This is a genomic window from Weissella minor (genome assembly GCF_001437425.1).
Lineage (GTDB): Bacteria > Bacillota > Bacilli > Lactobacillales > Lactobacillaceae > Weissella > Weissella minor.
Genome location: NZ_JQCD01000031.1, coordinates 163,915 through 188,882 on the forward strand (window position 1 = coordinate 163,915; position 24,968 = coordinate 188,882).

A 24,968-nucleotide genomic window follows, 5' to 3' on the forward strand; every position below is an offset into this window, starting at 1 on the left:
CTTGTGTATTAAAACTTTATCCCGGTATACTTAGCACTGATATAAAATGTCTTTAATTCAGCCCTGTGAGACTGAAAAGTTCAAGTGTTAGGTCGACGCATTTTTGTGCGGTTAAAATCTAAATTGAATTTTTTAGCTGGTGTCTTTTTAAAGATATCAGCTTTTTTTTGGCATAAAAACTGGAGGAGTTAGGAAAATGGCAGAAAATCAAAAAGATGTCGTTTTAGATGTTGATGATAAACCCGCGTTTGGGCAATGGGTAGGGCTATCATTACAACATATGTTTTCAATGTTTGGATCAACGGTGTTGGTGCCTTTGTTAGTTGGGCTAAACCCAGGGATTGCACTATTTAGTTCTGGTGTTGGAACATTGTTGCATATTTTAATCACAAAACGTGAAATTCCGGCTTATATGGGATCAAGTTTTGCGTTCATTGTGCCAATGATGTCCTTAATGCAAACAACGGGTTATCCAGGTGTTGCAGCCGGGGTTATCTCAGTTGGGGTGATTTACTTAATTATTGCTGGAATCGTTGCGATGATTGGGACGGACTGGATTGATAAGTTATTGCCACCAATTGTTGTGGGACCAATTGTGATGGTAATTGGGTTATCATTAGCACCTTCAGCTGCTCAATCAGCAACTTTGCTAAATGATAAATACGATATTCGTGTCTTTTTGGTTGCGATGTTAACTTTGGGTGTGACAATCCTCTTTAACATGAAATTACGTGGTTTCTTAGGTTTGATTCCAATTTTGCTTGGTATCATGGTCGGTTATATTGCCGCTGCGGTCGTTGGATTGGTTGATTTCAAGCCTGTTATGGAAGCAAGTTGGTTTGCCATGCCTGATTTTGAAATCCCATTTGTGAATTATCAACCGCATATGTATTGGAATGCGATTATCGTGATGGCGCCATTAGCATTGGTAACCATCACAGAACATCTCGGGCACTTGATGGTGCTGGATGATTTAACAGGCCGTGATTATATGAAGGAGCCTGGCTTGCAACGCACTTTGGCTGGTGATGGAGCTGCGTCTGTTTTTGCTGGATTAGTCGGTGGTCCATCTGTGACTTCATACGGTGAAAACATCGGAGTTATGGCGATTACCAAGGTGCACTCAGTCTATGTATTGATTGGTGCGGCTATCTTTGCTATTCTGTTCTCATTTGTGGGTAAGTTATCAGCTTTGATTCAATCAATTCCTGGAGCCGTGACGGGTGGTATTTCATTCCTATTGTTTGGTGTGATTGCAGCGTCAGGTTTGCGTATTTTGGTTGAAAACAACATTGACTTTAATCTAAAGCGTAATTTGATGATTACGTCATCAGTTTTGGTTATTGGGATTGGAAATGCATACTTACAAGTTGGTTCTGGGGATCAAATTGTCCAATTTTCAGGTGTAGCGATTGCAACTGTATTGGGAATTGCATTAAACTTGATTTTGCCAAAGGAAGCAGCCTCAGAGACCGAGCTATAGGCGACTTTACTTATTAATAATTAATATGAAAAGGCTTACAAAAATTGTAAGCCTTTTTTATTTTTAAAAAAGTTTGTGAAATTTATCTCGAAAAGTCTTGATATGATACGGTTTTAACTATTACGTAACAAATTTAACCTTTTTAATCATTGAATTGAGAAAGGGATAGGACTAGTATAGTGGTGTATTGCAGATTGGTAACGGCAATTGGAGCCTACATATCGGCGATTAGCTTGAAGAAAAGGAGGTAACGTTCTGTGAACGAAAAGACCGCATCATTTATGCTTGCGGGGCTCAAATTTGATTGGCCAACAATTATTTCAATAACAGTGGCAATGGTCATTGTATTTGTCGTCCTGGTTTGGATGGCGCATCGGTTAACGATGAAGCCGACCGGGAAACAAAATGCTTTAGAAATGCTGATTGAATTCACCAATGGAATTGTTGATAGTAATTTAGCTAACAAGACCGGTGACAACATGAAGTTTTTAGCCTTTGTTCTGTTCTCGTTTATCTTTGTTACAAACCAGTTAGGGCTAATCTTGCATATTAATGTTGATGGTGTCACTTATCTAAAAAGTGCGACATCTGATCCGTTAATACCCATGATTTTAGCGCTTGTATCAATTGGAATGTCTCACTATTTGAGTGTCGAAAAGATTGGATTTAAAAATTACGTGAAAAACGTGTACTTAAGTCCATTTCCTTTCTTGTTGCCAATCAATATCATCGATCAATTCACTAGTTTTATGACCTTAGGCTTACGTCTATTTGGAAATATCTTTGCGGGTGAAGTTGTCCTTGGTTTGATTTGGAACCTTGCACAGTCGGCAGGAATCGTGACGATGGTGCCTAGCCTATTTTTGGCTATCGTATGGATCGCCTTTTCATTGTTTATTGGAGCTATTCAGGCTTATGTTTTCGTCGTATTAACAATGGTTTATACAGGTGAAAAGTTAGAGTAGCAATTTTGTTATATATCTATTCAGGAGGATGTTTTCATGACAGGAAGTATTGCAACAATCGGTGTTGGTTTAGCCGCAGCCGGAGCCGCTATTGGTGGTGGTATTGGTAACGGGCTTATTATTTCTAAGATGCTTGAAGGGATGGCGCGCCAACCTGAATTGGAAGGTAAGCTACGTTCAAACATGTTCATTGGAGTTGCTTTGGTTGAAGCGATGCCAATTATTACAATCGCGATTGCGTTCATGTTGTTGAGTAAGTAATTTAAAGTAAAACGCATGGAGGCCAACTAATTATGTTAAATCAAGTATTTATCGCTGGTGCTAGTGACGGGTTGGCTTTGGGGAATATGCTCTTTTTGTTAATTGCCTTTGCAATCCTCATGCTTCTACTAAAGAAGTATGCATGGGGACCGGTAGTTAAAATGATGGATGATCGTGCGAATAAAGTCGCACATGATTTGGATTCTGCTGAAGATGCCCGCCAATCTGCGGAGACATTGCAGCAAGAACGTCAAGCACAATTGACATCAGCGCGAACTGATGCAAATACAATTGTGACTGATGCAAAGAATGCAGCTAATCAAGAAAGTCAAAAGATTGTTTCAGATGCACAAACAACTGCACAAGCAATGCAAGACCGTGCGGCTGCACAAATTGAACAAGATCGTGATCAAGCGATGTTATCTGCAAAAGATGATGTTGCTGAATTATCAGTAACGATTGCACAAAAAATTATTCAAAAAGAGTTGAAGTTGGATGATCAAAAAGCATTGATTGATGCTTACATCGATGGATTAGGAGAAAAATAATGGCCAAATTACCTAGGGCAACTGTCGGTAGGCGATATGCACGGGCATTATTTGAACTAACGCATGCTGATCAAACTGATGAAACAACTTTAGCGGAACTTTTAACGCTACAAGATGTTTTGTCAACTAATCCACAGCTTATGCAAGCTTTAACTTCGGTCAGTGTTCCGGACGCTGCAAAGCAGGAGCTCCTTACAACCATGACAAAAGATGCAAGCACATTAGTGCAACATTTGATTGAAATGGTTTATGAGAACCGCCGAATTGCTGATTTACCAACTATTATTGTTGATTATAAGTTACTTGTTGACCAAGCGATGCAAGTCGTTACAGCTGAGGTGACCACAGCGGTTGCTTTAGCAGATGACCAAGCAGAACGCTTGTCAGCTAAGTTAAAAGACATGTTTAATGCCCAAGAGATTGTCTTAGAGCAACATGTTGACCCAACAATTTTAGGTGGCGTCAAAGTTGAAGCGAACAATCGCGTGATCGATGGATCACTTGCAACCAAGTTAGCAAATATTCGCCAAAGTATTATTGGCTAGACAGTGTTAGCGTAAAAGCACAAATTATGTAGAAAGAGGAACTGTTGAAATGAGCATTAAAGCCGAAGAAATCAGTTCACTCATCAAAGAGCAATTAGCCAATTACGAAGATAAATTAGATGTAAAAGAAACCGGAACAATCACTTACGTAGGTGATGGTGTGGCCCGTGTAAGCGGATTGGAAAATGCCTTAGCCGGTGAACTAGTTACCTTTGCAAACGGCACATATGGTATGGCGCAAAACCTTGAATCAGATGACGTTGGTGTTATTATTCTTGGTTCTTATGATGATATTCATGAAGGCGATACTGTAACGCGTACAGGGCAAATTATGGAAGTCCCTGTTGGTGAGGAACTAATTGGACGTGTTGTGAATACATTGGGACAACCAGTTGATGGCTTAGGACCAATTAATACCACAAAGACACGCCCTGTTGAAGCAAAAGCACCTGGGGTTATGGAACGTCAATCTGTTTCAGAACCTTTGCAAACAGGAATCAAAGCGATTGACGCTTTGGTCCCAATTGGCCGTGGTCAACGTGAATTGATTATCGGTGACCGTAAAACGGGAAAGACATCAATTGCGGTCGATACAATTTTGAATCAAAAAGATCAAGATGTTATCGCCATTTACGTTGCAATTGGTCAAAAGGATTCAACGGTTCGTACACAAGTTGAAACATTGCGTCGTTTAGGCGCTTTGGATTATACGATTGTGGTAACGGCTGGACCTTCAGAACCAGCACCCCTATTGTATTTGGCACCTTATGCTGGTGCCGCAATGGGTGAAGAATTTATGTACAATGGTAAGCATGTTTTGATTGTGTATGATGATTTGTCAAAGCAAGCAACGGCTTACCGTGAGCTGTCATTAATTCTTCGTCGTCCACCTGGTCGTGAAGCTTATCCTGGTGACGTTTTCTACTTGCACTCACGTTTGCTTGAACGTGCCGCTAAGTTGTCTGATGAATTGGGTGGTGGGTCAATGACTGCTTTGCCAATTATCGAAACGCAAGCCGGAGACGTTTCAGCTTATATTCCAACAAATGTTATTTCAATTACTGACGGTCAAATCTTCTTGGATGGGGATGCTTTCTATGCTGGAAATCGTCCTGCCGTTGACGCTGGAACATCTGTTTCACGTGTTGGTGGGGATGCGCAAATTAAGGCCATGAAGAAAGTTTCAGGAACCCTTCGTTTGGATTTGGCATCATATCATGAATTGGAATCGTTTGCACAATTCGGATCTGATTTGGATGAAGCGACGCAAGCTAAATTAGCCCGTGGTCGTCGTACGGTTGAATTGTTGAAGCAACCATTGCATGAACCAATGCCTGTACAAAACCAAGTGATTGTTTTGTATGCATTGACACATGGTTACATCGATGATGTTGCTGTTGAAGACATTCCACGTTTTGAATCAGAATTGATTAATGCGATGACTGCATCACATAGCGATTTGTTGAATGAAATTGTTGAAACATCACAATTGCCTGATACAGATTTGTTAGACGATGCGGTTAAGCAATTTAAGTCAACGTTTACTGCAACAAATGAGCAATAGTGAAGGAGGGCAATTATGGCAGCTTCTTTGCAAGAAATTCAACATCGAATTGATTCGACAAAAAGTACCCGTCAAATTACGAGTGCCATGCAAATGGTCTCGACAGCTAAGCTCTCAAAAATTCAACGTTCTGGTACCGGTTACCGTCTTTATGCCCAACACCTTCAAGATGTTGTCTCGCATTTAGCTCAAGCACATTTATCAAATGTGAAAGGGACTTTACTTGAATCACGTGAAGTGAAAAAAGTTGGATTTTTGATCATTACATCAGACCGTGGATTAGTGGGTGGTTATAATTCAATGCTCATTAAGCGCGTGATGTCAGCTTTTGAAGAACGACATTTGACTAAAGATGATGTCGTGATTTTGGCTATTGGTGGGAATGGAGCTGACTTCTTTAAGAAGCGTGGCTTCAATGTTGCGTATGAATATCGTGGTGTTTCTGATGTCCCTGATTTCATGGAAGTACGTGATATTGTTAAGACGGTTACGGCTATGTATGACAATGAAGTTTATGATGAACTAGAATTGGCTTATCAACACTTTGCTTCACGTATTAGTAATGAAGTGCAATTGGAACAAATTTTGCCAATTGATACAACCAACTTGGAAACTGAATCAGGGTCATTGAGTGCTGAATACGATATGAATCCGTCAGCTGATAAGGTTTTGGAAACTGTGTTACCACAGTATGCACAGAGTCTTGTCTTTGGTGCCATTTTGGATGCCAAAACTGCGGAACATTCAGCATCAGTTAATGCGATGTCTTCAGCGTCAGATAATGCCAAGGAAGTCATTGATGACTTGGAATTGCATTATAATCGTGCGCGTCAGGCCGCAATTACAACAGAAATTACTGAAATTACCGGTGGAATGGCTGCACTTGAATAAGTGCACGCACCGGCGCTTAGCATAGAAAGGAAACAACAATGAGTACCGGACAAATTGTTCAAATCATTGGGCCTGTGGTCGATGTTGCTTTCTCGTCAAATGATGAATTACCCGCAATCAACAATGCATTAGTTGTTGATTTAGGTGAAGATAACAAGACTCTAACAGTTGAAGTATCTTTGGAATTGGGTGATGGAATTGTGCGAACAATTGCCATGGATTCAACTGATGGGTTACAACGTGGTATGCAGGTTACCGATACAGGTGCACCAATTGAAGTTCCTGTAGGTGAAGATACATTAGGTCGTGTATTTAATGTGTTAGGTGAAGCGATTGATAATGGACCAGAATTTGGCCCAGATGCAGAGCGTCATCCAATTCATCGTGGAGCTCCAGATTACGATCAACTATCAACATCAACAGAAGTCTTAGAAACTGGTATTAAGGTTATTGACTTGCTTGCCCCATATATTCGTGGTGGTAAGATTGGATTGTTCGGTGGTGCTGGAGTTGGAAAAACAGTTCTTATTCAAGAATTGATTCACAATATTGCCCAAGGGCACAATGGTATTTCTGTTTTCACCGGGGTCGGAGAACGAACTCGTGAAGGAAATGACATGTATCATGAAATGACTGACTCAGGCGTGTTGAAGCAAACAGCCATGGTCTATGGTCAAATGAATGAGCCTCCTGGTGCACGTATGCGTGTTGCGTTGACTGGTTTGACGATGGCTGAATATTTCCGTGATGAGAAGCATCAAGATGTGCTTTTGTTCATTGATAATATCTTCCGTTTCACGCAAGCTGGATCTGAAGTATCAGCTTTGCTTGGTCGAATTCCATCAGCCGTTGGATACCAACCAACATTGGCAACTGAAATGGGTCAATTGCAAGAGCGTATTACATCAACTAAGAATGGATCAGTTACATCAATCCAAGCCGTTTACGTGCCTGCCGATGACTATACTGACCCAGCGCCTGCAACAACATTCGCGCATTTGGATGCGACAACGAATTTGGAACGTTCATTGACCCAACAAGGTATCTACCCTGCCGTTGATCCATTGGCTTCAACATCAACAGCGTTGACGCCTGAAATTGTTGGAAAAGAACACTATGAAGTTGCAACTGAAGTGCAACACACTTTGCAACGTTATCGTGAATTGCAAGACATTATTTCAATTTTGGGAATGGATGAATTGTCAGATGAAGAGAAGACGGTTGTTAACCGTGCTCGTCGTATCCAATTCTTCTTATCACAACCATTCTCTGTTGCCGAAACATTTACGGGTGTTAAGGGTGAATATGTTTCAGTTGATGATACGGTTCGTAGCTTTAAGGAAATTTTGGAAGGTAAGTATGACCAATATCCTGAAGATGCCTTCCGTAACGTTGGTGTAATCGAACAAGTCGCAGAAAAAGCCAAGACGTTGGCTTAATGTAGATAGGCGAGGTTGACCATGGAAGAGACACATAACTTTGAAGTAGCTGTGGTGACACCTAATGGTGAGGTGTTTAATTACCCCAATGCCACGTTAACGGTCATCCACACGACTGACGGTGAACTTGGAATCATGGCAAATCACAATCCGCTTATTTCAGCTTTAGCGACGAGTGAGATGCGAATTCAAGATAAAGCGAATGACTATGAAGAGCGTTTAGCTGTGAATGGTGGCTTTGCTGAATTTTCATCAAACAAATTGACGGTTGTAGCGGATGCGGCGGAAAAAGCCGGTGAAATTGACGTGAACCGTGCTGAACGTGCACGTGATCGTGCTGAACGACGTTTACGCGAAGCGCACAATCAGCGTGAACAACAATTGGCTCAAGCAGCCTTGGTACGTGCTGTTACACGTATTCATGCTGCGACGGGTGAATAAAAGTTTATTATCTAGAAGACTTCTCTTATAATTTAAGAGAAGTCTTTTTATTGGATGAATATGTTTAATTTTTTTGGGGCTTAAAACGAAATGGGGGCCATTATATGAAATATAAAAACATTATTTTAAGTTGTGTTGGTGTGATTGTGCTCGTTGGGGGCGGCGTATATATCATGCATAGTCAGAACCAGTTGCCGTCCTTAGTAAGTTCAAAATCAAGTAGTCGGGCCACAGAATCAAGTCAAAAAACTGACCTGCCAAATACGGCCGAAGCAGACAATTCCACGCTTATTTTAGTGAATAAGCAGCATGTGCTTGATCATGAATTGGATTTTGAAAAGTCTGAAATGAATGGCATTCAATATAGTCAGGAAATCGATGAACCGCTACGTAAGTTCTTAAATGCTGCTAAAGATGCTGGGCATCCAGCAACATTGGTTTCTGGCTATCGCTCCAAAAAATATCAAGAACAAGTTTTTAATGAAAATGTGCAACAAAACATAAACAATGGCATGACGGAATCAGAAGCGAAAAAAGCAACCCGTGCGGTTATTCAAACACCAGGTGCTAGTGAACATCAAACGGGATTAGCTGTTGATGTGATGACCGATGAATATTGGCAACAATATCATCAATTGGAGTCGGATTCGGATAAAACTGAGGGGCAAAAATGGTTAATCGAACATGCACCAGATTATGGTTTTGTTTTACGCTATCCAAAATCTGAGGCCGCAAAAAAGAGCACCGGGATTGATTATGAAAGTTGGCATTTCCGTTATGTAGGGGTCGAAAATGCAAAGTATATGACGAAGCATCATTTGACACTCGAAGAGTATGATGACCTGATTCAAGGCCAATCGACAAAGTAGTTTTGCTATATTAATTAGCAGGTATATTTGGTAGAATAAATTATAATGAATTTTTAGAAGAGGGGACCGCAGTCGATGATTGTATTATCAGGAACAATTGGCGCTGGAAAGACCAGCTTAACGACCATGCTTGCTGATCATCTAGAGAGCAATGCATATTACGAATCAGTTGATGATAATCCAATTTTGCCATTGTTTTATGACGACCCTAAGCGTTATGGCTTTTTACTCCAAAATTATTTTTTGAATAAGCGCTTAGAAAATATTAAAGATGCACAAGGAAGTCCGTTGAACGTGATTGATCGTTCGATTTATGAGGACCGCTTGTTATTCCAGTTGAATGCCGATTTAGAACGAGCAACGCAAATCGAGGCTAGTATCTATAGTGATTTGTTGAATAACATGATGGAACAAGTTGATTTTTCAAATGAGGCAGTTGTAAAGACGCCTGATTTGTTGATTCACATTTCAGTTAGTTTTGATACGATGCTTGACCGTATTAAAAAGCGTGGACGTGATTTCGAACAAATTGAACAAGATAGTTCCTTATATGAATACTATAAAGAACTTAATGAACGTTATTCGAACTGGTTCGATGCATATAATGACTCACCTAAATTACAAATTGATGGTGATAAGTATGATTTTGTTGAGGATGACGATGCAGCTAATGCAGTGTTGCAACAAATTGATGATAAACTCGTTAGTTTACATTTGAAGTAAGGGGCGTAGATATGTTAGAAATGAAGATGATTCGGAATAATCCGGAACTAGTTAAGGAACGTTTGGCAACTCGTGGAGTTGATGCGGCGACAATTGAAGAACTATTAGCAGCAGACGTTAAGCGTCGCGAACTATTAGTATCAACTGAAGAATTGAAGGCCCGCCGTAACAAGGTTTCTGATGAAATCGGTTTGAAGAAGCGTAATAAGGAAGATGCTTCGGATGTTATCGCTGAGATGCAACAAGTTTCAGCTGATATTAAAGGTATGGATGAGCAAGTTGAGCAATTAGATAGCCAAATTGAAAATATTGCGCTACATTTGCCAAATATGCCAAATGAATCAATTCCGGTTGGACCTGATGAAGATTCAAATCGTGAAGAATATCGTGTTGGTGATTTACCTGAATTCTCATTTCAACCTAAAGCGCATTTTGAGATTGGTGAAGATCTTGGTATTCTGGACTTTGAACGTGGTGCTAAAGTTTCAGGTGCGCGTTTCGTCTACTATGTTGGCCAAGGTGCACGTTTAGAACGAGCAGTTTACAACTTCATGCTAGATGAACACGAAAAGGAAGGCTACATTGAAATGTTGCCACCTTACTTGGTTAAGGATCTTGCCATGTACGGAACTGGACAATATCCTAAGTTCCAAGATGACGCTTACCGTGTGGGAACAAACGAAGCGATGACTTTGATTCCAACCGCGGAAGTGCCATTGACTAACTACTATCGTGATGAAGTGATTGATGCTGAGAAGCTACCAATTTCAGTAACGGCATTGACACCTGCTTTCCGTGAAGAAGCTGGATCAGCTGGGCGTGATACGCGTGGATTGATTCGTATGCATCAATTCAATAAGGTTGAAATGGTGAAGTTTGCCAAGCCAGAACAATCTTATGCGGAATTAGACAAGATGGTTGAAAATGCTGAAAACATTTTGAAAAAGTTGAACTTGCCATATCACGTGTTGACTCTATCAACAGGAGACATGGGATTCTCAGCTGCTAAGACAAATGATTTAGAAGTATGGATGCCAGCGCAAGACCAATACCGTGAAATTTCTTCTGTTTCAAATACAGAATCTTTCCAAGCACGTCGTGCACATATTCAATATCGTGATGACGAAGGTAAGCTTCAATATGTTCACACTTTGAATGGATCAGGTTTGGCTGTTGGACGTGCAGTTGCAGCTATCCTTGAAAACTATCAAAATGAAGATGGAACTGTGACGGTTCCGGAAGTATTAGTACCATACTTTGGTGCAGATAAGATTGTATCTGAAAAAGATTTACACTAATATCAATGAAAAAGCAGCTGTTTTGGCAGTTGCTTTTTTCTTTTACAAATTAATTTGCAAAATGTGTTGACTTTAGTCTGTATGCTTGATATGATAAATAAGTTGTTTCAGGGAGACCTCGAAAAAACAAGCCATGCGGATGTGGCGGAACTGGCAGACGCGCTGGATTTAGGTTCCAGTGCCTTCGGGCGTGCAGGTTCGATTCCTGTCATCCGCATTAGATGCCGACTTAGCTCAGCTGGCAGAGCACTTCACTAGTAATGAAGGGGTCGCTGGTTCGAATCCAGTAGTCGGCATTTTCATACCAAGTTATGATGGTATTGCACCTATAGCGCAATTGGATAGAGTGTCTGACTACGAATCAGAAGGTTGCAGGTTCGACTCCTGCTAGGTGCATCAGCGATATGATTTTTTAAATTTTATATTGTGTTAATTGAATAATATTGCACCTATAGCGCAATTGGATAGAGTGTCTGACTACGAATCAGAAGGTTGCAGGTTCGACTCCTGCTAGGTGCATATCATGCTTTGAAGCCATTAAGTTACTTAATGGCTTTTTTGTTGCCTGTAATGGACAACTTTGACTAATGTTGACATTAAATTAATTGATGCTTATAATAAATGTCAATATTAGTCAAAGGAGGTGTGACGCATGTCTGATCAAAATATGTCAGATTGCATAGAAATGTACTTAAAAGAGCTATTAGCAAGTGTCAATCAGGTTGAAATTAAGCGTTCAGATATTGCGACACGCTTTGACGTGGTCCCCTCACAAATTAATTATGTGATTAAGACCCGTTTCACCTTACAAAAGGGCTATTTAGTGGAATCTAAACGAGGTGGCGGCGGTTATATTCGAATCGTCAAAGTCGCGGTTGGTCCAGACTCACAGTATATTGAAACAATGTTGCATGAATTGCCTGAGACAATGAACGTTAAACAGGCAGACGATATTTTGGAGTGCTTAACGCGAGAAGCTGTTTTGACTGAACATGAAGAATGTTTAATTCAAACAGTTCTCAGCAAAGAAACGTTAGATGTACTGGCCTCAAGAGCAGACCAGGAATATCTAAGAGCGCGTTTATTGAAACAATTACTCAATCGGTTACGGTTTGAAAGTGAGCGTGATTAAATATGGAAAAAGAATTTACAGAGAGTGCCAAGACAGTCCTAGTTTTAGCCCAAGAACAAGCGAAATATTTTAAACATCAAGCAGTTGGAACTGAACATCTGTTGCTAGCTTTGACAATGGAACCACAAGGGGTCGCAGCTAAAATTTTAGAACAATTTGATGTGACCGAATCAGTTGTACGAGAAGAAATTGAACTCTTTACCGGTTACGGGAATTTGCATCGCGAGTACGCGACGAGTTATTTGCCATACTCACCAAAAGCTGGTGATATGTTGCAACTAGCAATTAAGAAAGCAACGGAATTTAAGCAAGAACGTGTTGGAACTGAACACATTTTATTGGCTTTAATTTCAGATGAGTCAATTTTGGCGACACGTATTTTGCATGACTTAGGGGTTACGAGCCAAGAGCTAAGCCGTGTGATTTTGATGAAATTAGGGGTTAACCCGAAAGAACAACGTAAGCGGACCCGTAACGCACAACGTGCCAATATGGGCGGTCAACAGGCTGAGGCTGATGAACAAGGAACACCATTGCTTGATTCATTAGCCCGTGACTTAACGCAACAAGCGCGTGAACAAAAAATTGATCCAGTTGTTGGTCGTGATGATGAAATTAAACGCGTTGTCCAAATTTTGTCACGTCGAACAAAAAATAATCCCGTTTTGATTGGAGAACCTGGTGTTGGTAAGACCGCGATTGCGGAAGGCCTAGCACAACGGATTGTTGCCAAAGATGTACCAAATGATTTAGCCCAGAAGCGTTTAATGATGTTAGACATGGGATCATTGGTTGCCGGAACAAAATTCCGTGGTGAATTTGAAGATCGCGTCAAGAAGATTATTGATGAGATTCAACAAGACGGACATGTTGTGCTCTTTATTGATGAACTGCATACATTGATTGGTGCTGGTGGTGCCGAAGGAGCGATTGATGCTTCAGATATCTTGAAGCCAGCTCTTGCCCGTGGTGAATTGCAGACAATTGGGGCAACGACATTAGATGAATATCAAAAGTACATTGAATCTGATGCTGCACTGGAACGTCGTTTTGCCAAGGTTCAAGTGGAAGAACCAAGTTTGGATGAATCCGTGGCGATTTTGGAAGGGCTTCGTCCCCGTTATGAAGAATTCCATCAAGTTGGAATTTCAGATAAGGCGATTAAAAATGCGGTGACACTATCAGATCGTTATATTAGTGATCGTTTCTTACCAGATAAAGCAATCGATATTATGGACGAAGCTGCGGCCAAAGTACGTATTGAAGAGTCTGGCCATAAAACACCACTTGCAGAATTAAATGATGAATTAAATCGTTTGCGTCGTGAAAAAGAACAAGCAATCGAAAATTTGGACTTTGAAGAAGCAGCGCGTTTGCGTCAATCTGAATTGGATCAACGCGGTGTGATTGAAGATTACCAAGAAAAACATCCGGTTGATCCAGACCAAAAACCGGATTATGCCTTAAAGGTTGATGAGCATGATGTCAATCAAGTTATTGCTGAACAGACGGGAATTCCGTTGCATCAAATGGAACAGTCAGAACAAGCTCGTTTGTTGAATTTGGAAGAAGTCTTGCATGAACATGTGATTGGCCAAGATGAAGCCATTTCAGCGGTTGCCCGTGCGATTCGTCGTGCGCGTTCAGGATTGAAAGATCCTAATCGTCCAATCGGAACCTTTATGTTCTTAGGACCAACTGGAACTGGAAAAACAGAATTGGCTAAGACTTTGGCAGAAGCGATGTTTGGATCTAAGGATAATATGATTCGTGTGGATATGTCTGAATATCGTGAAGCTTATTCATCGAGTCGTTTGGTTGGTTCAGCACCTGGATATGTTGGTTACGACGAAGGTGGTCAATTGACCGAACAAGTGCGTCGTCATCCATATTCAGTTGTCTTGTTAGACGAGGCTGAAAAAGCACATCCAGATATCTATAATTTGATGTTGCAAGTCTTTGACGAAGGTTTCTTGACGGATGCTAAGGGTCGTAAGGTCGATTTTAGAAATACGATTATTATTATGACGTCAAACTTAGGGGCCACACGTATTCGTGATGAAAAGAAGGTTGGTTTCGGCGCAACATCAGCCAGTGATGACTATGAAGCAATGAAAGCTTTGGTTAATGAAACAGTCAAAGAAACTTTCCGTCCTGAATTCATTAATCGTCTTGATGAGATTGTGGTCTTCCACAATTTGACCAAGCCACAAATTCACGATGTTGTGAAATTGATGGCCGACGATATGTTAGCTCGTGTTAAGGAACAAGGCATTGCAGTGAAATTGACACCGGCGGCAATCGATGTGATTGCAGATGAAGGTTACGATGCTGAGTATGGTGCCCGTCCAATTCGTCGTGCCCTTCAAACGAAGGTTGAAGATAAATTGTCAGATGCATTGCTATCAGGTCGTGTAACGACAGAGAATGAAGTGGTTATTGGTGCCAAGCAAGGTGAAATTACATTAACCATTAAAGAAAATAAGAAAAATAAAGCAAAAACACCTGTTGAAGCATAAAGTGTCAGATAAAAACAGACAAAGCAAGGCAACTTGTTTTTGTTTGTTTTTTATTGTATACTGACAGTTAGTTTTAATTGTGTATGAAAATCTAGATGGCTTGGAAATATTGTCCCAAGTCGTCTAACGAATAGAAAGACGGAAGCATTTTTTGAAAAATTTGAGGAGATGCTTTTGTCTTTTTTGCGCCCAAAAACTGATTTTTAAGGGTCGTTTTGGAAATTTGTAACACAATTGTAAGGAACGGCTGCACACAATTAGCCAAATCAAAGTGAGGTGGAGAACTTGGTAGGAACGCTTGTTAAATACGGTAAGCACCGTGTTCGTCGTAGTTATGCGCGAATTAAGGATGTCCTTGATTTGCCAAACTTGATCGAAATTCAAACGGATTCATACAACTGGTTCTTGGATGAAGGATTACGTGAAATGTTTACGGACATTTTGCCAATCGAAGACTTCCAAGGTAAGTTGTCATTGGAATTTGTGGACTATAAGCTCATGGAGCCTAAGTACACAGTTGAAGAAGCACGTAATCACGATGCAAATTATTCAGCACCTTTGCACGTAACATTACGTCTAACAAATAAAGAAACTGGTGAAATCAAGTCCCAAGATGTTTTCTTTGGTGATTTCCCACTAATGACGCCACAAGGAACTTTCATTATTAATGGTGCCGAACGTGTTATTGTTTCACAATTAGTACGTTCATCTGGTGTTTATTACAATGAAGAAGCCGATAAAAATGGTCGTCCAATCTTTGGTACGACTTATATTCCAAGCCGTGGAGCATGGCTAGAATATGAGACAGATGCCAAGGGCTTAGATTATGTTCGTATTGACCGTACGCGTAAGTTGCCAATGACAGAATTGGTACGTGCGCTAGGATTTGGTTCAGATTCTGAAATTCTACAAATCTTGGGTGAGCAATATGACTCAATTAATTTGACATTAGATAAGGATGTTCACAAGGAAATCAACGATTCACGTGTTGAAGAGGCCTTGAAGGACATTTACGAACGTCTACGACCAGGTGAACCAAAGACTGCTGAGTCATCACGTTCACTTTTGACAGCGCGTTTCTTTGATCCTCGTCGTTATGACTTGGCGCCTGTTGGTCGTTACAAGATGAATAAGAAGTTGTCATTGAAGTCACGTTTGATGGGCTTGACGCTTGGTGAAACATTGGCTGATCCAGATACTGGTGAAGTTTTGTTTGAAAAGGGAACAGTCATTGATAAGAAGGTTATGGGCGTTTTGGCACCATTCCTTGACCGTGATGACTTTAAGATGGAAGAACATATTCCATCTGATGATGCCGTTGTGACAGCACCTATGTTGATTCAACGTGTCTTGGTACAAGATCCAAATGATCCTGAAAATGTTTTGCCAATGATTGGTAACGGACATTTTGATGAATCAGTTCGTGATCTACAACCATCAGATATTATTGCAGGTATGAATTACTTCTTGAACTTGCAAATGGGTATCGGTGCAACTGACGATATTGATCACTTGGGTAACCGTCGTGTTCGTCGTGTTGGTGAATTGCTACAAAACACATTCCGTATTGGTTTGAGCCGTATGGAACGTGTTGTACGTGAGCGTATGTCAATTCAAGACCCTGACACAGTGACACCGCAACAATTGATTAACATTCGTCCAGTTGTGGCTGCAACCAAGGAATTCTTTGGTTCATCACAATTGTCACAATTCATGGACCAAACAAATCCATTGGGTGAATTGACTAACAAGCGTCGTTTGTCAGCCCTTGGACCTGGTGGTTTGACTCGTGACCGTGCCGGATATGAAGTCCGAGACGTTCACTATACACACTATGGTCGTATGGACCCAATCGAAACGCCTGAAGGACCTAACATTGGGTTGATCAATTCATTGGCCACTTATGCCCGTGTTAACCGTTATGGATTCATTGAAACACCATACCGTCGTGTTTCATGGGATACACATAAGGTGACTGATAAGATTGATTACTTGATGGCTGATGAAGAAGATAACTTCGTCGTTGCGCAAGGTAACTCTGTCTTGAATGAAGATGGTTCATTTGCAACTGATACTGTTTTGGCCCGTTCTGGGGATGAAAACATGGAAGTTTCAATTGAAGACGTTGACTACATGGACGTGTCACCTAAGCAAATGGTTGCCGTTGCCACTGCTGCCATTCCTTTCTTGGAAAACGATGACTCAAATCGTGCCTTGATGGGTGCCAACATGCAACGTCAAGCGGTGCCTTTGATTAACCCACACGCACCTTTGATTGGAACTGGAATTGAATACAAGGCTGCCCACGACGCTGGTGTCGCTGTGGTTGCTGCTTATTCTGGAACGGTTGAATATGTTGACGGACGTGAAATTCGCATTCGTCGTGAAGATGGTTCATTAGATAAGTACAAGCTTATGAAGTTCCGTCGTTCAAATGCCGGTAAGAATTATAACCAACGTCCAATTGTCGCTGTTGGGGACAAGGTTGATGCTGATGAAGTTATCGCCGATGGTCCATCAATGGAACAAGGTGAATTAGCTTTGGGACAAAACCCATTGGTTGCCTTCATGACTTGGCAAGGATATAACTTCGAAGATGCCATCATCATTAATGAACGTTTGATTCGTGATGATGTCTATACGTCAATTCACATTGAAGAATATGAATCAGAAGCACGTGATACAAAGCTTGGCCCTGAAGAATTTACACGCGAAATTCCAAATACTGGTGAAGAACAACTTCGCGATTTGGATGAACGTGGTATTATTCGTGTCGGTGCTGAAGTTGAAGACGGTGATATTTTGGTTGGTAAGGTAACACCTAAGGGTGTGACTGAACTTTCAGCTGAAGAACGTCTACTTCATGCTATTTTCGGTGAAAAGGCACGTGAAGTTCGTGATACATCATTGCGTGTACCACACGGTGGAGGCGGAGTCGTTCAAGACGTTCGTATCTTCACACGTGAAAACGGCGATGAATTGTCACCAGGTGTTAACATGATGGTTCGTGTCTACATTGCCCAACGTCGTAAGATTCAAGTTGGTGACAAGATGGCCGGACGTCACGGTAACAAGGGTACAGTTTCAATGGTTGTGCCTTCAGAAGATATGCCATACTTGCCAGATGGAACTCAAGTTGACATTATGTTGTCACCAATGGGTGTGCCATCACGTATGAATATTGGACAAGTGCTTGAATTGCACTTAGGAATGGCTGCTCGTGAATTGGGTATCCACGTTGCATCACCTGTCTTTGACGGGGCGCGTGACACGGATATCTGGGATGCCGTTGAAGAAGCTGGACTACCAGGTGATGGTAAGACTGTTTTGTATGACGGACGTACTGGTGAAGCCTTTGACAAGCGTATTGCGGTCGGAGTTATGCACTATATGAAGTTGGCCCACATGGTCGACGACAAGATCCACGCCCGTTCAATCGGACCTTACTCACTTGTTACGCAACAACCACTTGGTGGTAAAGCGCAATTTGGTGGACAGCGTTTCGGTGAAATGGAAGTTTGGGCCCTTGAAGCTTATGGTGCTGCACATACCCTACAAGAAATCTTGACTTACAAGTCGGATGACGTTGTTGGACGTGTGAAGACTTATGAAGCCATCGTTAAGGGTGAACAAATTCCAAAGCCTGGTGTGCCTGAATCATTCCGTGTGTTGGTTAAGGAATTGCAAGCATTAGGACTTGATATGAAGGTTCTTGATGCAGCTGATGCTGAAATTGACCTACGTGATTTGGATGAAGAAGAAGGCGATGACGCAGTTGTTAACATCAACAAGCCTGTAACGGATGACGCTACAGCTGATGCACCTGCTCAAACACCTTCTGAAGCACAAGGTGTTGCGAACACAAGTGATCAAGAAGACTAATTTTTGATCTGTTAAATCAGAAAATGTCCCCGGTTTAGTAATTGCTAAGCCTGTGGGTATGAGCAAAATATATCAGCGTGATAAGTGTGTTCATACCTGCAGGTTTACGATTGCAAATCGGATTGTTAAAGAACCTATGAAAGGGGTCAAACCATTGATTGATGTCAATAAGTTTGAAAGCATGCAAATTGGGTTGGCAAGTCCCAACAAAATTCGTAGCTGGTCTTACGGTGAAGTTAAGAAGCCCGAGACAATCAATTATCGTACTCTAAAGCCTGAAAAAGATGGGCTTTTCGACGAACGTATCTTCGGACCTACTAAAGACTATGAATGTGCTTGTGGAAAGTACAAGCGTATTCGTTATAAGGGAATCGTCTGTGATCGTTGTGGAGTTGAAGTTACAACTTCTAAGGTCCGTCGTGAACGCATGGGTCACATTGAATTAGCCGCTCCTGTATCACACATCTGGTACTTCAAGGGAATTCCATCACGTATGGGATTGGTTTTGGATATGTCACCACGTTCATTGGAAGAAATCATTTACTTTGCATCATATGTTGTCACTGAAGCTGGTGATACACCATTGACTGAAAAGCAAATTATTTCAGAACGTGAATACCGTGAGTTAAAGCAACAATATGGTAACCAATTTGAAGCTGGAATGGGTGCTGAAGCCATTAAGACTTTGCTATCACATGTCGATGTGGAAGCTGAAGTTCAAAGTTTGAAGGCTGAGTTACGTGAAGTAACTGGTCAAAAGCGTGTGCGTGCCGTTCGTCGTTTGGATATTTTGGAAGCCTTTGCGACTTCTGGTAACAAGCCTGAATGGATGATTATGGATGTTATTCCAATTATCCCACCTGACTTGCGTCCAATGGTCCAACTTGAAGGTGGTCGTTTTGCGACTTCTGATTTGAACGACTTGTACCGTCGTGTGATTAACCGTAACAACCGTTTGAAGCGTTTGTTGGAGTTGAATGCCCCTGGTATTATCGTGCAAAACGAAAAGCGTATGTTACAAGAAGCGGTTGACGCTTTGGTCGACAACGGTCGCCGTGGTCGTCCCGTAACAGGTCCTGGTAATCGTCCATTGAAGTCATTGTCACACATGCTTAAGGGTAAGCAAGGACGTTTCCGTCAAAACTTGCTTGGTAAGCGTGTTGACTATTCAGGACGTTCAGTTATCGACGTTGGTCCTTTCTTGAAGATGAACCAAATGGGATTGCCTGTACCAATGGCAATCGAATTGTTCCGTCCATTCATTATGCATGAATTAGTTGAACGTAGTTTAGCTGGTAACATTCGTGCTGCTAAGCGTAAGATTGATCGTCGTGATGATGATGTGATGGATGTGGTTGAAGATGTAATCAAGGAGCACCCAGTTCTTTTGAACCGTGCCCCAACTTTGCACCGTCTTGGAATCCAAGCCTTTGAACCTGTTTTGGTTTCAGGTAAGGCGATGCGTTTGCACCCATTGGTCTGTGAAGCTTATAACGCCGACTTTGACGGTGACCAAATGGCCATTCACGTACCTTTGTCAGATGAAGCACAAGCTGAAGCACGTTTGCTAATGCTTGCCGCTGGTCACATCTTGGCACCTAAGGATGGAAAGCCTATCGTTACACCATCACAAGACATGGTTATCGGTAACTACTACCTAACGACTGAAGAAGCTGGTCGTGAAGGTGAAGGCATGATCTTTAGTAGTGTTGATGAAGCCCGTACTGCTTACCAAAACGGTTATGTGCATTTGCACTCACGTGTTGGTATTCAAACGGCTGCTTTCCCAGCATCAAAGCCATTTACTGACGAACAACGTTCAAAGGTTATGGTAACGTCTGTTGGTAAGTTGATCTTTAACGAGATCTTGCCAGTTGACTTCCCATACTTGAACGAACCAAATTCAGCAAACTTTGCTGAAATTGATAACCGCTTCTTCTTAGATGCTGGTACGGATATTAGTGATTACTTCGCTGATACACCAATTTTGCCACCATTTAAGAAGGGATTCTTGTCAGATATCATTGCCCAAATTTATAAGGTTTATAAGGTTACGGAAACGTCACTTCTTTTGGACCGTATGAAGGACTTGGGTTATGATATATCAACTAAGTCAGGTTTGACTGTTGGTATGGCTGACGTTACTGAATTGACAGAAAAGCCTGAACTGGTTGAAGCTGCCCACAAGCAAGTTGCAACAGTTACAAAGCAATTCCGTCGTGGTTTGATTACAGATGATGAGCGTTATGAACGTGTTATCGCAATTTGGAATAAGGCTAAAGATGATATTACTGATCAATTGATTGCGCACTTTGAACCTGACAACAACATCTTCATGATGTCAGATTCTGGAGCTCGTGGTAATATCTCTAACTTCTCTCAACTTGCTGGTATGCGTGGTTTGATGGCTGCGCCTAACGGACGTATCATGGAATTGCCAATCATCTCAAACTTCCGTGAGGGTCTATCTGTGTTGGAGATGTTCTTCTCTACCCACGGAGCTCGTAAGGGAATGACCGACACGGCCTTGAAGACTGCCGACTCTGGTTATATGACACGTCGTTTGGTTGACGTTGCGCAAGACGTTATCATCCGTGAAGACGATTGTGGAAGTGATCGTGGTCTTGATGTTGCCGCTATTATGAATGGTAATGAAGTTGTGGAACCATTATACGATCGTATTTTGGGTCGTTTCGCACAAAAGTCAGTTATCGATCCAGAAACTGGTGAGACAATTGTTGCGCACAACGAAATGATTGATGAAGCTAAGGCACAACAAATTCTTGATGCCGGTATCACAACAGTAAACATCCGTTCAGCCTTCACTTGTAATACAGAACACGGAGTTTGTGTTAAGGACTACGGTCGTAACATGGCTACCGGTGATGTTGTTGAAGTTGGAGAAGCTGCCGGAACTGTTGCCGCTCAATCAATCGGTGAACCTGGTACTCAATTGACTATGCGTACGTTCCACACGGGTGGAGTTGCCGGAAACGACATCACGCAAGGTCTTCCTCGTGTGCAAGAAATCTTTGAAGCACGTAACCCTAAGGGTCGTGCCGTGATTTCTGAAGTTACTGGTGAAATTCAATCAATTGAAGAAAACCCAGCTGACCGTACGAAGGAAGTTACAGTTGAAGGTGAAACTGATACACGTACTTATACTTTGCCAATGACAGCACGTATGCGTGTTGCAGAAGGCGATCATATTCACCGTGGTGAGACTTTGAACGAAGGTTCAGCTGACCCTAAGGAAATGATCGAAGTGCGTGATACACTTGCTACAGAAAATTACCTAGTGGACGAAGTTCAAAAGGTTTACCGTATGCAAGGTGTTGAAATTGGTGATAAGCACATCGAAGTTATGGCACGTCAAATGCTTCGTAAGGTGCGTGTCATGGATCCAGGTGATACAGAATTGTTGCCAGGAACTTTGATGGACATCGCTGAATTCCGTGCGGCCAATGAAAAGCCATTATTGGAAGGTAAGTTGCCTGCAACTGGTCGTCCAATCTTGCTTGGAATTACAAAGGCCTCATTGGAAACAAACTCATTCTTGTCAGCCGCTTCATTCCAAGAGACAACTCGTGTCTTGACTGATGCTGCTATTCGCGGTAAGAATGACCCATTGATTGGTTTGAAGGAAAACGTTATTATTGGTAAGTTGATTCCAGCTGGTACTGGTATGAAGGAGTACCAAGCTGTGCAACCCGAAGTAGTAGGCGAGCCTATCGTAACTAATGAAGATGGTACAAATATTCCATCAACTTCAGACATTGCAAATGCAATGAGTGAAACTGCGGAATAATTTTAATAAAGAAGTGGACTGATAGTTTATCAGTTCGCTTTTTTTGTTTGACTTTAAATTGGAATAAAAGTGTGTCATAATTATACTTACAATAAGTAAATTAAATCGGAAATATTGGAGGATCTCATGGAAGATTTTACATTTGTAAATAAAACAGAAGTTCGTTTTGGGGCCGACCGACTTGATGCTGAATTAGCGCCAGTCATGGAACGTTTTGGGAAACGCATTCTATTAACTTACGGTGGTGGATCAATTAAGAAAAGCGGTTTATATGACCGAATTATGACCGCCTTGAAAGATTTTGAAGTGTTTGAATTGGATGGTATCGCACCAAATCCAAAGATTGCCTCAGTTCGTGATGGGCAACGTTTAACGAAGGAAAACGATATTGATGCCATTCTAGCAGTTGGTGGTGGATCAGTAATTGATGCAAGTAAATTGATTGCGTCAGCACGTTTTTATGATGAAGATCCATGGGACTTAGTCATTAATCCAGATATTCGTCAAACAATTGACCAATTACCATTTGTTGATATTTTGACTTTGTCCGCAACTGGAACGGAAATGAATAATGGCTCAGTCATCTCAAATCCAGACACACATCAAAAGTTAGCAACCTTTGGACCAAATACACCAGCTGTTTCATTTTTAGATCCAACTTTGACATATTCAGTTTCAAAGTGGCAAACAGCAGCTGGATCAATCGACATTATGTCACATCTATTTGAACAATATTTTGATAATGCGACGAATAATGACGTTCAAGATGGATTGCGTGAAGGTGTGATGCGTGCGGTCATTAAGTGGGCGCCGGTTGCATTAGCTGATCCAAAAAACTACGATGCACGTGCTAATTTGATGTGGGCATCAACAATGGGGTTGAACGGACTAGTTGGTTTGGGTAATCAAAATGACTGGACTGTGCATCCAATTGAACATGAATTATCAGCATATTATGATATTACCCATGGTGTTGGTTTGGGAATTCTAACACCACGTTGGATGTCATATATTTTGAGTGAGACGACAGCTGCTAAATTTGCACAATATGGCCGTAATGTGTGGCATATTGTTGGAGATGATGACATGGCTGTTGCAAAACAAGCGATTCAACAAACCTATGATTGGATTAAGAGCCTAGATGTTCCAATGACACTTCCAGGTGTAGACATCACTAGTGATGAACATTTCTTGGCAATGGCTGATTCAGCTGTTGAAGTTGGTGCTTTGGACACAGACGCCTATGTTAAGTTGCAAGCTGAAGATGTGGTGAAGTTATTTGAAGCATCAATGACAACTGATAATTTTGAATAAAACTGAAAACGTGAGCAGCCAACTCACGTTTTTTTTGTGTTCTAAAATAAGGTATACTTAGATGATATGATAAATGATGATTGGGAGGATAGTATGGAAGACTTTACCTTTGTAAATAAAACTGAAGTTCATTTTGGACCAGATCGATTTGATTCAGAATTAGCACCAGTTATGGAACGCTTTGGGAAACGCATTCTGTTAACGTATGGGGGTGGTTCAATCAAAAAGACTGGACTATATGACCGCGTAATAAAGGCGTTAGATGGTTTTGATATTATCGAATTAAGTGGAATTGAGCCCAATCCAAAGATTGACTCAGTGCGTGCTGGTCAAAAGCTGGTTAAAGAGCATGATGTTGACGCTATTTTAGCGATTGGTGGTGGGTCAGTTATTGATGCAACCAAGGTTATTGCATCAGCTCGATTTTATGACGGTGATCCATGGGATTTGGTATTGAATCCAGCATTACGTCAAAAGATAGATCAATTACCATTTGTTGATATCTTAACCTTAGCGGCAACGGGTAGTGAAATGAATTATAACTCAGTCATTTCCAATCCAGATACCCATCAAAAGCAAGGTACACGTGGGCCAAATAGTCCAGCAGTGTCATTTTTAGACCCAACCTTGACTTATACTGTGTCACAACGTCAAACAGCAGCTGGTTCAACTGATATTATGTCACATTTATTTGAACAGTATTTCGATAATGCCATTAATAATGATGTGCAAGACGGATTACGCGAAGGTGTGATGCGTGCCGTGATTAAGTGGGCACCTGTGGCGATTGAAGAACCTGATAACTATGATGCGCGTGCTAATTTAATGTGGGCATCAACCATGGCATTGAACGAATTGTTGCGCCAGGGAAATAAAAATCGTTGGACAGCACATGCCATTGAGCATCAGCTTTCAGCCTATTATGACATTACCCATGGGATTGGGTTAGGAATCTTAACACCACGCTGGATGACCTATGTGTTGAGTGATGAAACAGCACCAAAATTTGCACAATATGGTCGTAATGTCTGGCATTTAGAAGGTGATCAAGATATGGATGTAGCAAAAGCCGCGATTCAAAAAACATATGATTGGATTAAAGCTTTAGGCGTACCAATGACGCTGCCCGAGGTCGGAATTGATTCTGATGAAAACTTCAAGGTGATGGCACAAGCGGCTGTTACAGGTGGAAAGTTAGACAAGGTCGCGTTTGTAAAACTCAAGACTGCTGACGTGGTTAAGCTATATGAACAATCAATGACAACTGAAGGATTTGAATAAATCAA

18 protein-coding genes and 4 tRNA genes are annotated in these 24,968 nt (G+C 41.4%); all 22 read left to right on the forward strand.

Annotated features, from left to right (window positions below; translation table 11 throughout):
- The first annotated feature begins 196 nt into the window (after window positions 1-196).
- The 22 genes from IV67_RS08315 to IV67_RS08420 all read left to right on the forward strand — a co-directional run bounded on the left by IV67_RS08315 (window position 197) and on the right by IV67_RS08420 (window position 24,963).
- Window positions 197-1,483 (forward strand): solute carrier family 23 protein, encoded by a 1,287-nt coding sequence (locus tag IV67_RS08315; protein ID WP_057788933.1) that lies wholly within the window; start codon window positions 197-199, stop codon window positions 1,481-1,483.
- Window positions 1,484-1,740: 257 nt separating this feature from the next.
- Window positions 1,741-2,448 carry a F0F1 ATP synthase subunit A gene (gene atpB / locus IV67_RS08320; protein ID WP_083486718.1) on the forward strand — a complete coding sequence of 236 codons (708 nt, stop codon included), beginning with the start codon at window positions 1,741-1,743 and terminating at the stop codon, window positions 2,446-2,448.
- Between the two features lie 36 nt (window positions 2,449-2,484).
- Complete coding sequence (gene atpE / locus IV67_RS08325) at window positions 2,485-2,709, forward strand: F0F1 ATP synthase subunit C (protein ID WP_057788935.1); 225 nt, start codon at window positions 2,485-2,487, stop codon at window positions 2,707-2,709.
- Between the two features lie 32 nt (window positions 2,710-2,741).
- The gene (gene atpF, locus IV67_RS08330) at window positions 2,742-3,257 is read left to right on the forward strand and encodes a F0F1 ATP synthase subunit B (protein ID WP_057788937.1); all 516 of its coding nucleotides are present in this window, start codon (window positions 2,742-2,744) and stop codon (window positions 3,255-3,257) included.
- On the forward strand, window positions 3,257-3,802 hold the full coding sequence (atpH, locus tag IV67_RS08335) for an ATP synthase F1 subunit delta (protein WP_057788938.1): 546 nt from the start codon (window positions 3,257-3,259) through the stop codon (window positions 3,800-3,802). Before atpF ends, atpH begins: the two co-directional genes overlap by 1 nt.
- A 49-nt stretch (window positions 3,803-3,851) precedes the next feature.
- Window positions 3,852-5,366, forward strand: a complete 1,515-nt coding sequence (gene atpA / locus IV67_RS08340; RefSeq protein WP_057788940.1) for a F0F1 ATP synthase subunit alpha — start codon at window positions 3,852-3,854, stop codon at window positions 5,364-5,366.
- A gap of 15 nt (window positions 5,367-5,381) precedes the next feature.
- Window positions 5,382-6,257 carry a F0F1 ATP synthase subunit gamma gene (locus IV67_RS08345; RefSeq protein ID WP_057788942.1) on the forward strand — a complete coding sequence of 292 codons (876 nt, stop codon included), beginning with the start codon at window positions 5,382-5,384 and terminating at the stop codon, window positions 6,255-6,257.
- Between the two features lie 38 nt (window positions 6,258-6,295).
- Window positions 6,296-7,696: a F0F1 ATP synthase subunit beta gene (gene atpD / locus IV67_RS08350; RefSeq protein ID WP_057788944.1), complete on the forward strand. Its 1,401-nt coding sequence runs from the start codon at window positions 6,296-6,298 to the stop codon at window positions 7,694-7,696.
- A gap of 21 nt (window positions 7,697-7,717) precedes the next feature.
- Window positions 7,718-8,137 (forward strand): F0F1 ATP synthase subunit epsilon, encoded by a 420-nt coding sequence (locus tag IV67_RS08355; protein ID WP_057788945.1) that lies wholly within the window; start codon window positions 7,718-7,720, stop codon window positions 8,135-8,137.
- A 104-nt stretch (window positions 8,138-8,241) separates the two neighbouring features.
- On the forward strand, window positions 8,242-9,006 hold the full coding sequence (locus tag IV67_RS08360; RefSeq protein WP_057788947.1) for a M15 family metallopeptidase: 765 nt from the start codon (window positions 8,242-8,244) through the stop codon (window positions 9,004-9,006).
- 75 nt (window positions 9,007-9,081) lie between these two features.
- Window positions 9,082-9,729 (forward strand): deoxynucleoside kinase, encoded by a 648-nt coding sequence (locus tag IV67_RS08365; protein WP_057788949.1) that lies wholly within the window; start codon window positions 9,082-9,084, stop codon window positions 9,727-9,729.
- Between the two features lie 11 nt (window positions 9,730-9,740).
- On the forward strand, window positions 9,741-11,027 hold the full coding sequence (serS, locus tag IV67_RS08370) for a serine--tRNA ligase (RefSeq protein WP_057788950.1): 1,287 nt from the start codon (window positions 9,741-9,743) through the stop codon (window positions 11,025-11,027).
- A gap of 135 nt (window positions 11,028-11,162) precedes the next feature.
- Window positions 11,163-11,244 (forward strand) — tRNA-Leu (locus IV67_RS08375).
- A 6-nt stretch (window positions 11,245-11,250) separates the two neighbouring features.
- Window positions 11,251-11,323, forward strand: a tRNA-Thr gene (locus IV67_RS08380).
- A gap of 26 nt (window positions 11,324-11,349) precedes the next feature.
- Window positions 11,350-11,423 (forward strand) — tRNA-Arg (locus IV67_RS08385).
- A gap of 49 nt (window positions 11,424-11,472) precedes the next feature.
- Window positions 11,473-11,546: transfer RNA gene (locus IV67_RS08390), tRNA-Arg, on the forward strand.
- Window positions 11,547-11,679: 133 nt separating this feature from the next.
- Window positions 11,680-12,159, forward strand: coding sequence for a CtsR family transcriptional regulator (locus tag IV67_RS08395; protein WP_057788952.1), 480 nt, complete (start codon window positions 11,680-11,682; stop codon window positions 12,157-12,159).
- 2 nt (window positions 12,160-12,161) lie between these two features.
- Window positions 12,162-14,678 carry an ATP-dependent Clp protease ATP-binding subunit gene (locus tag IV67_RS08400; RefSeq protein ID WP_057788955.1) on the forward strand — a complete coding sequence of 839 codons (2,517 nt, stop codon included), beginning with the start codon at window positions 12,162-12,164 and terminating at the stop codon, window positions 14,676-14,678.
- A 285-nt stretch (window positions 14,679-14,963) separates the two neighbouring features.
- Entirely contained in the window at window positions 14,964-18,560 is a 3,597-nt protein-coding gene (gene rpoB, locus IV67_RS08405) for a DNA-directed RNA polymerase subunit beta (protein ID WP_057788956.1), read from the forward strand.
- A 136-nt stretch (window positions 18,561-18,696) separates the two neighbouring features.
- Entirely contained in the window at window positions 18,697-22,368 is a 3,672-nt protein-coding gene (rpoC, locus tag IV67_RS08410) for a DNA-directed RNA polymerase subunit beta' (RefSeq protein ID WP_057788958.1), read from the forward strand.
- A gap of 126 nt (window positions 22,369-22,494) precedes the next feature.
- Window positions 22,495-23,682 (forward strand): iron-containing alcohol dehydrogenase, encoded by a 1,188-nt coding sequence (locus IV67_RS08415; protein WP_057788960.1) that lies wholly within the window; start codon window positions 22,495-22,497, stop codon window positions 23,680-23,682.
- Window positions 23,683-23,775: 93 nt separating this feature from the next.
- A complete protein-coding gene (locus IV67_RS08420; RefSeq protein WP_057788962.1) occupies window positions 23,776-24,963 on the forward strand; it encodes an iron-containing alcohol dehydrogenase in 1,188 nt (395 codons plus the stop codon).
- Window positions 24,964-24,968 lie beyond the last annotated feature (5 nt).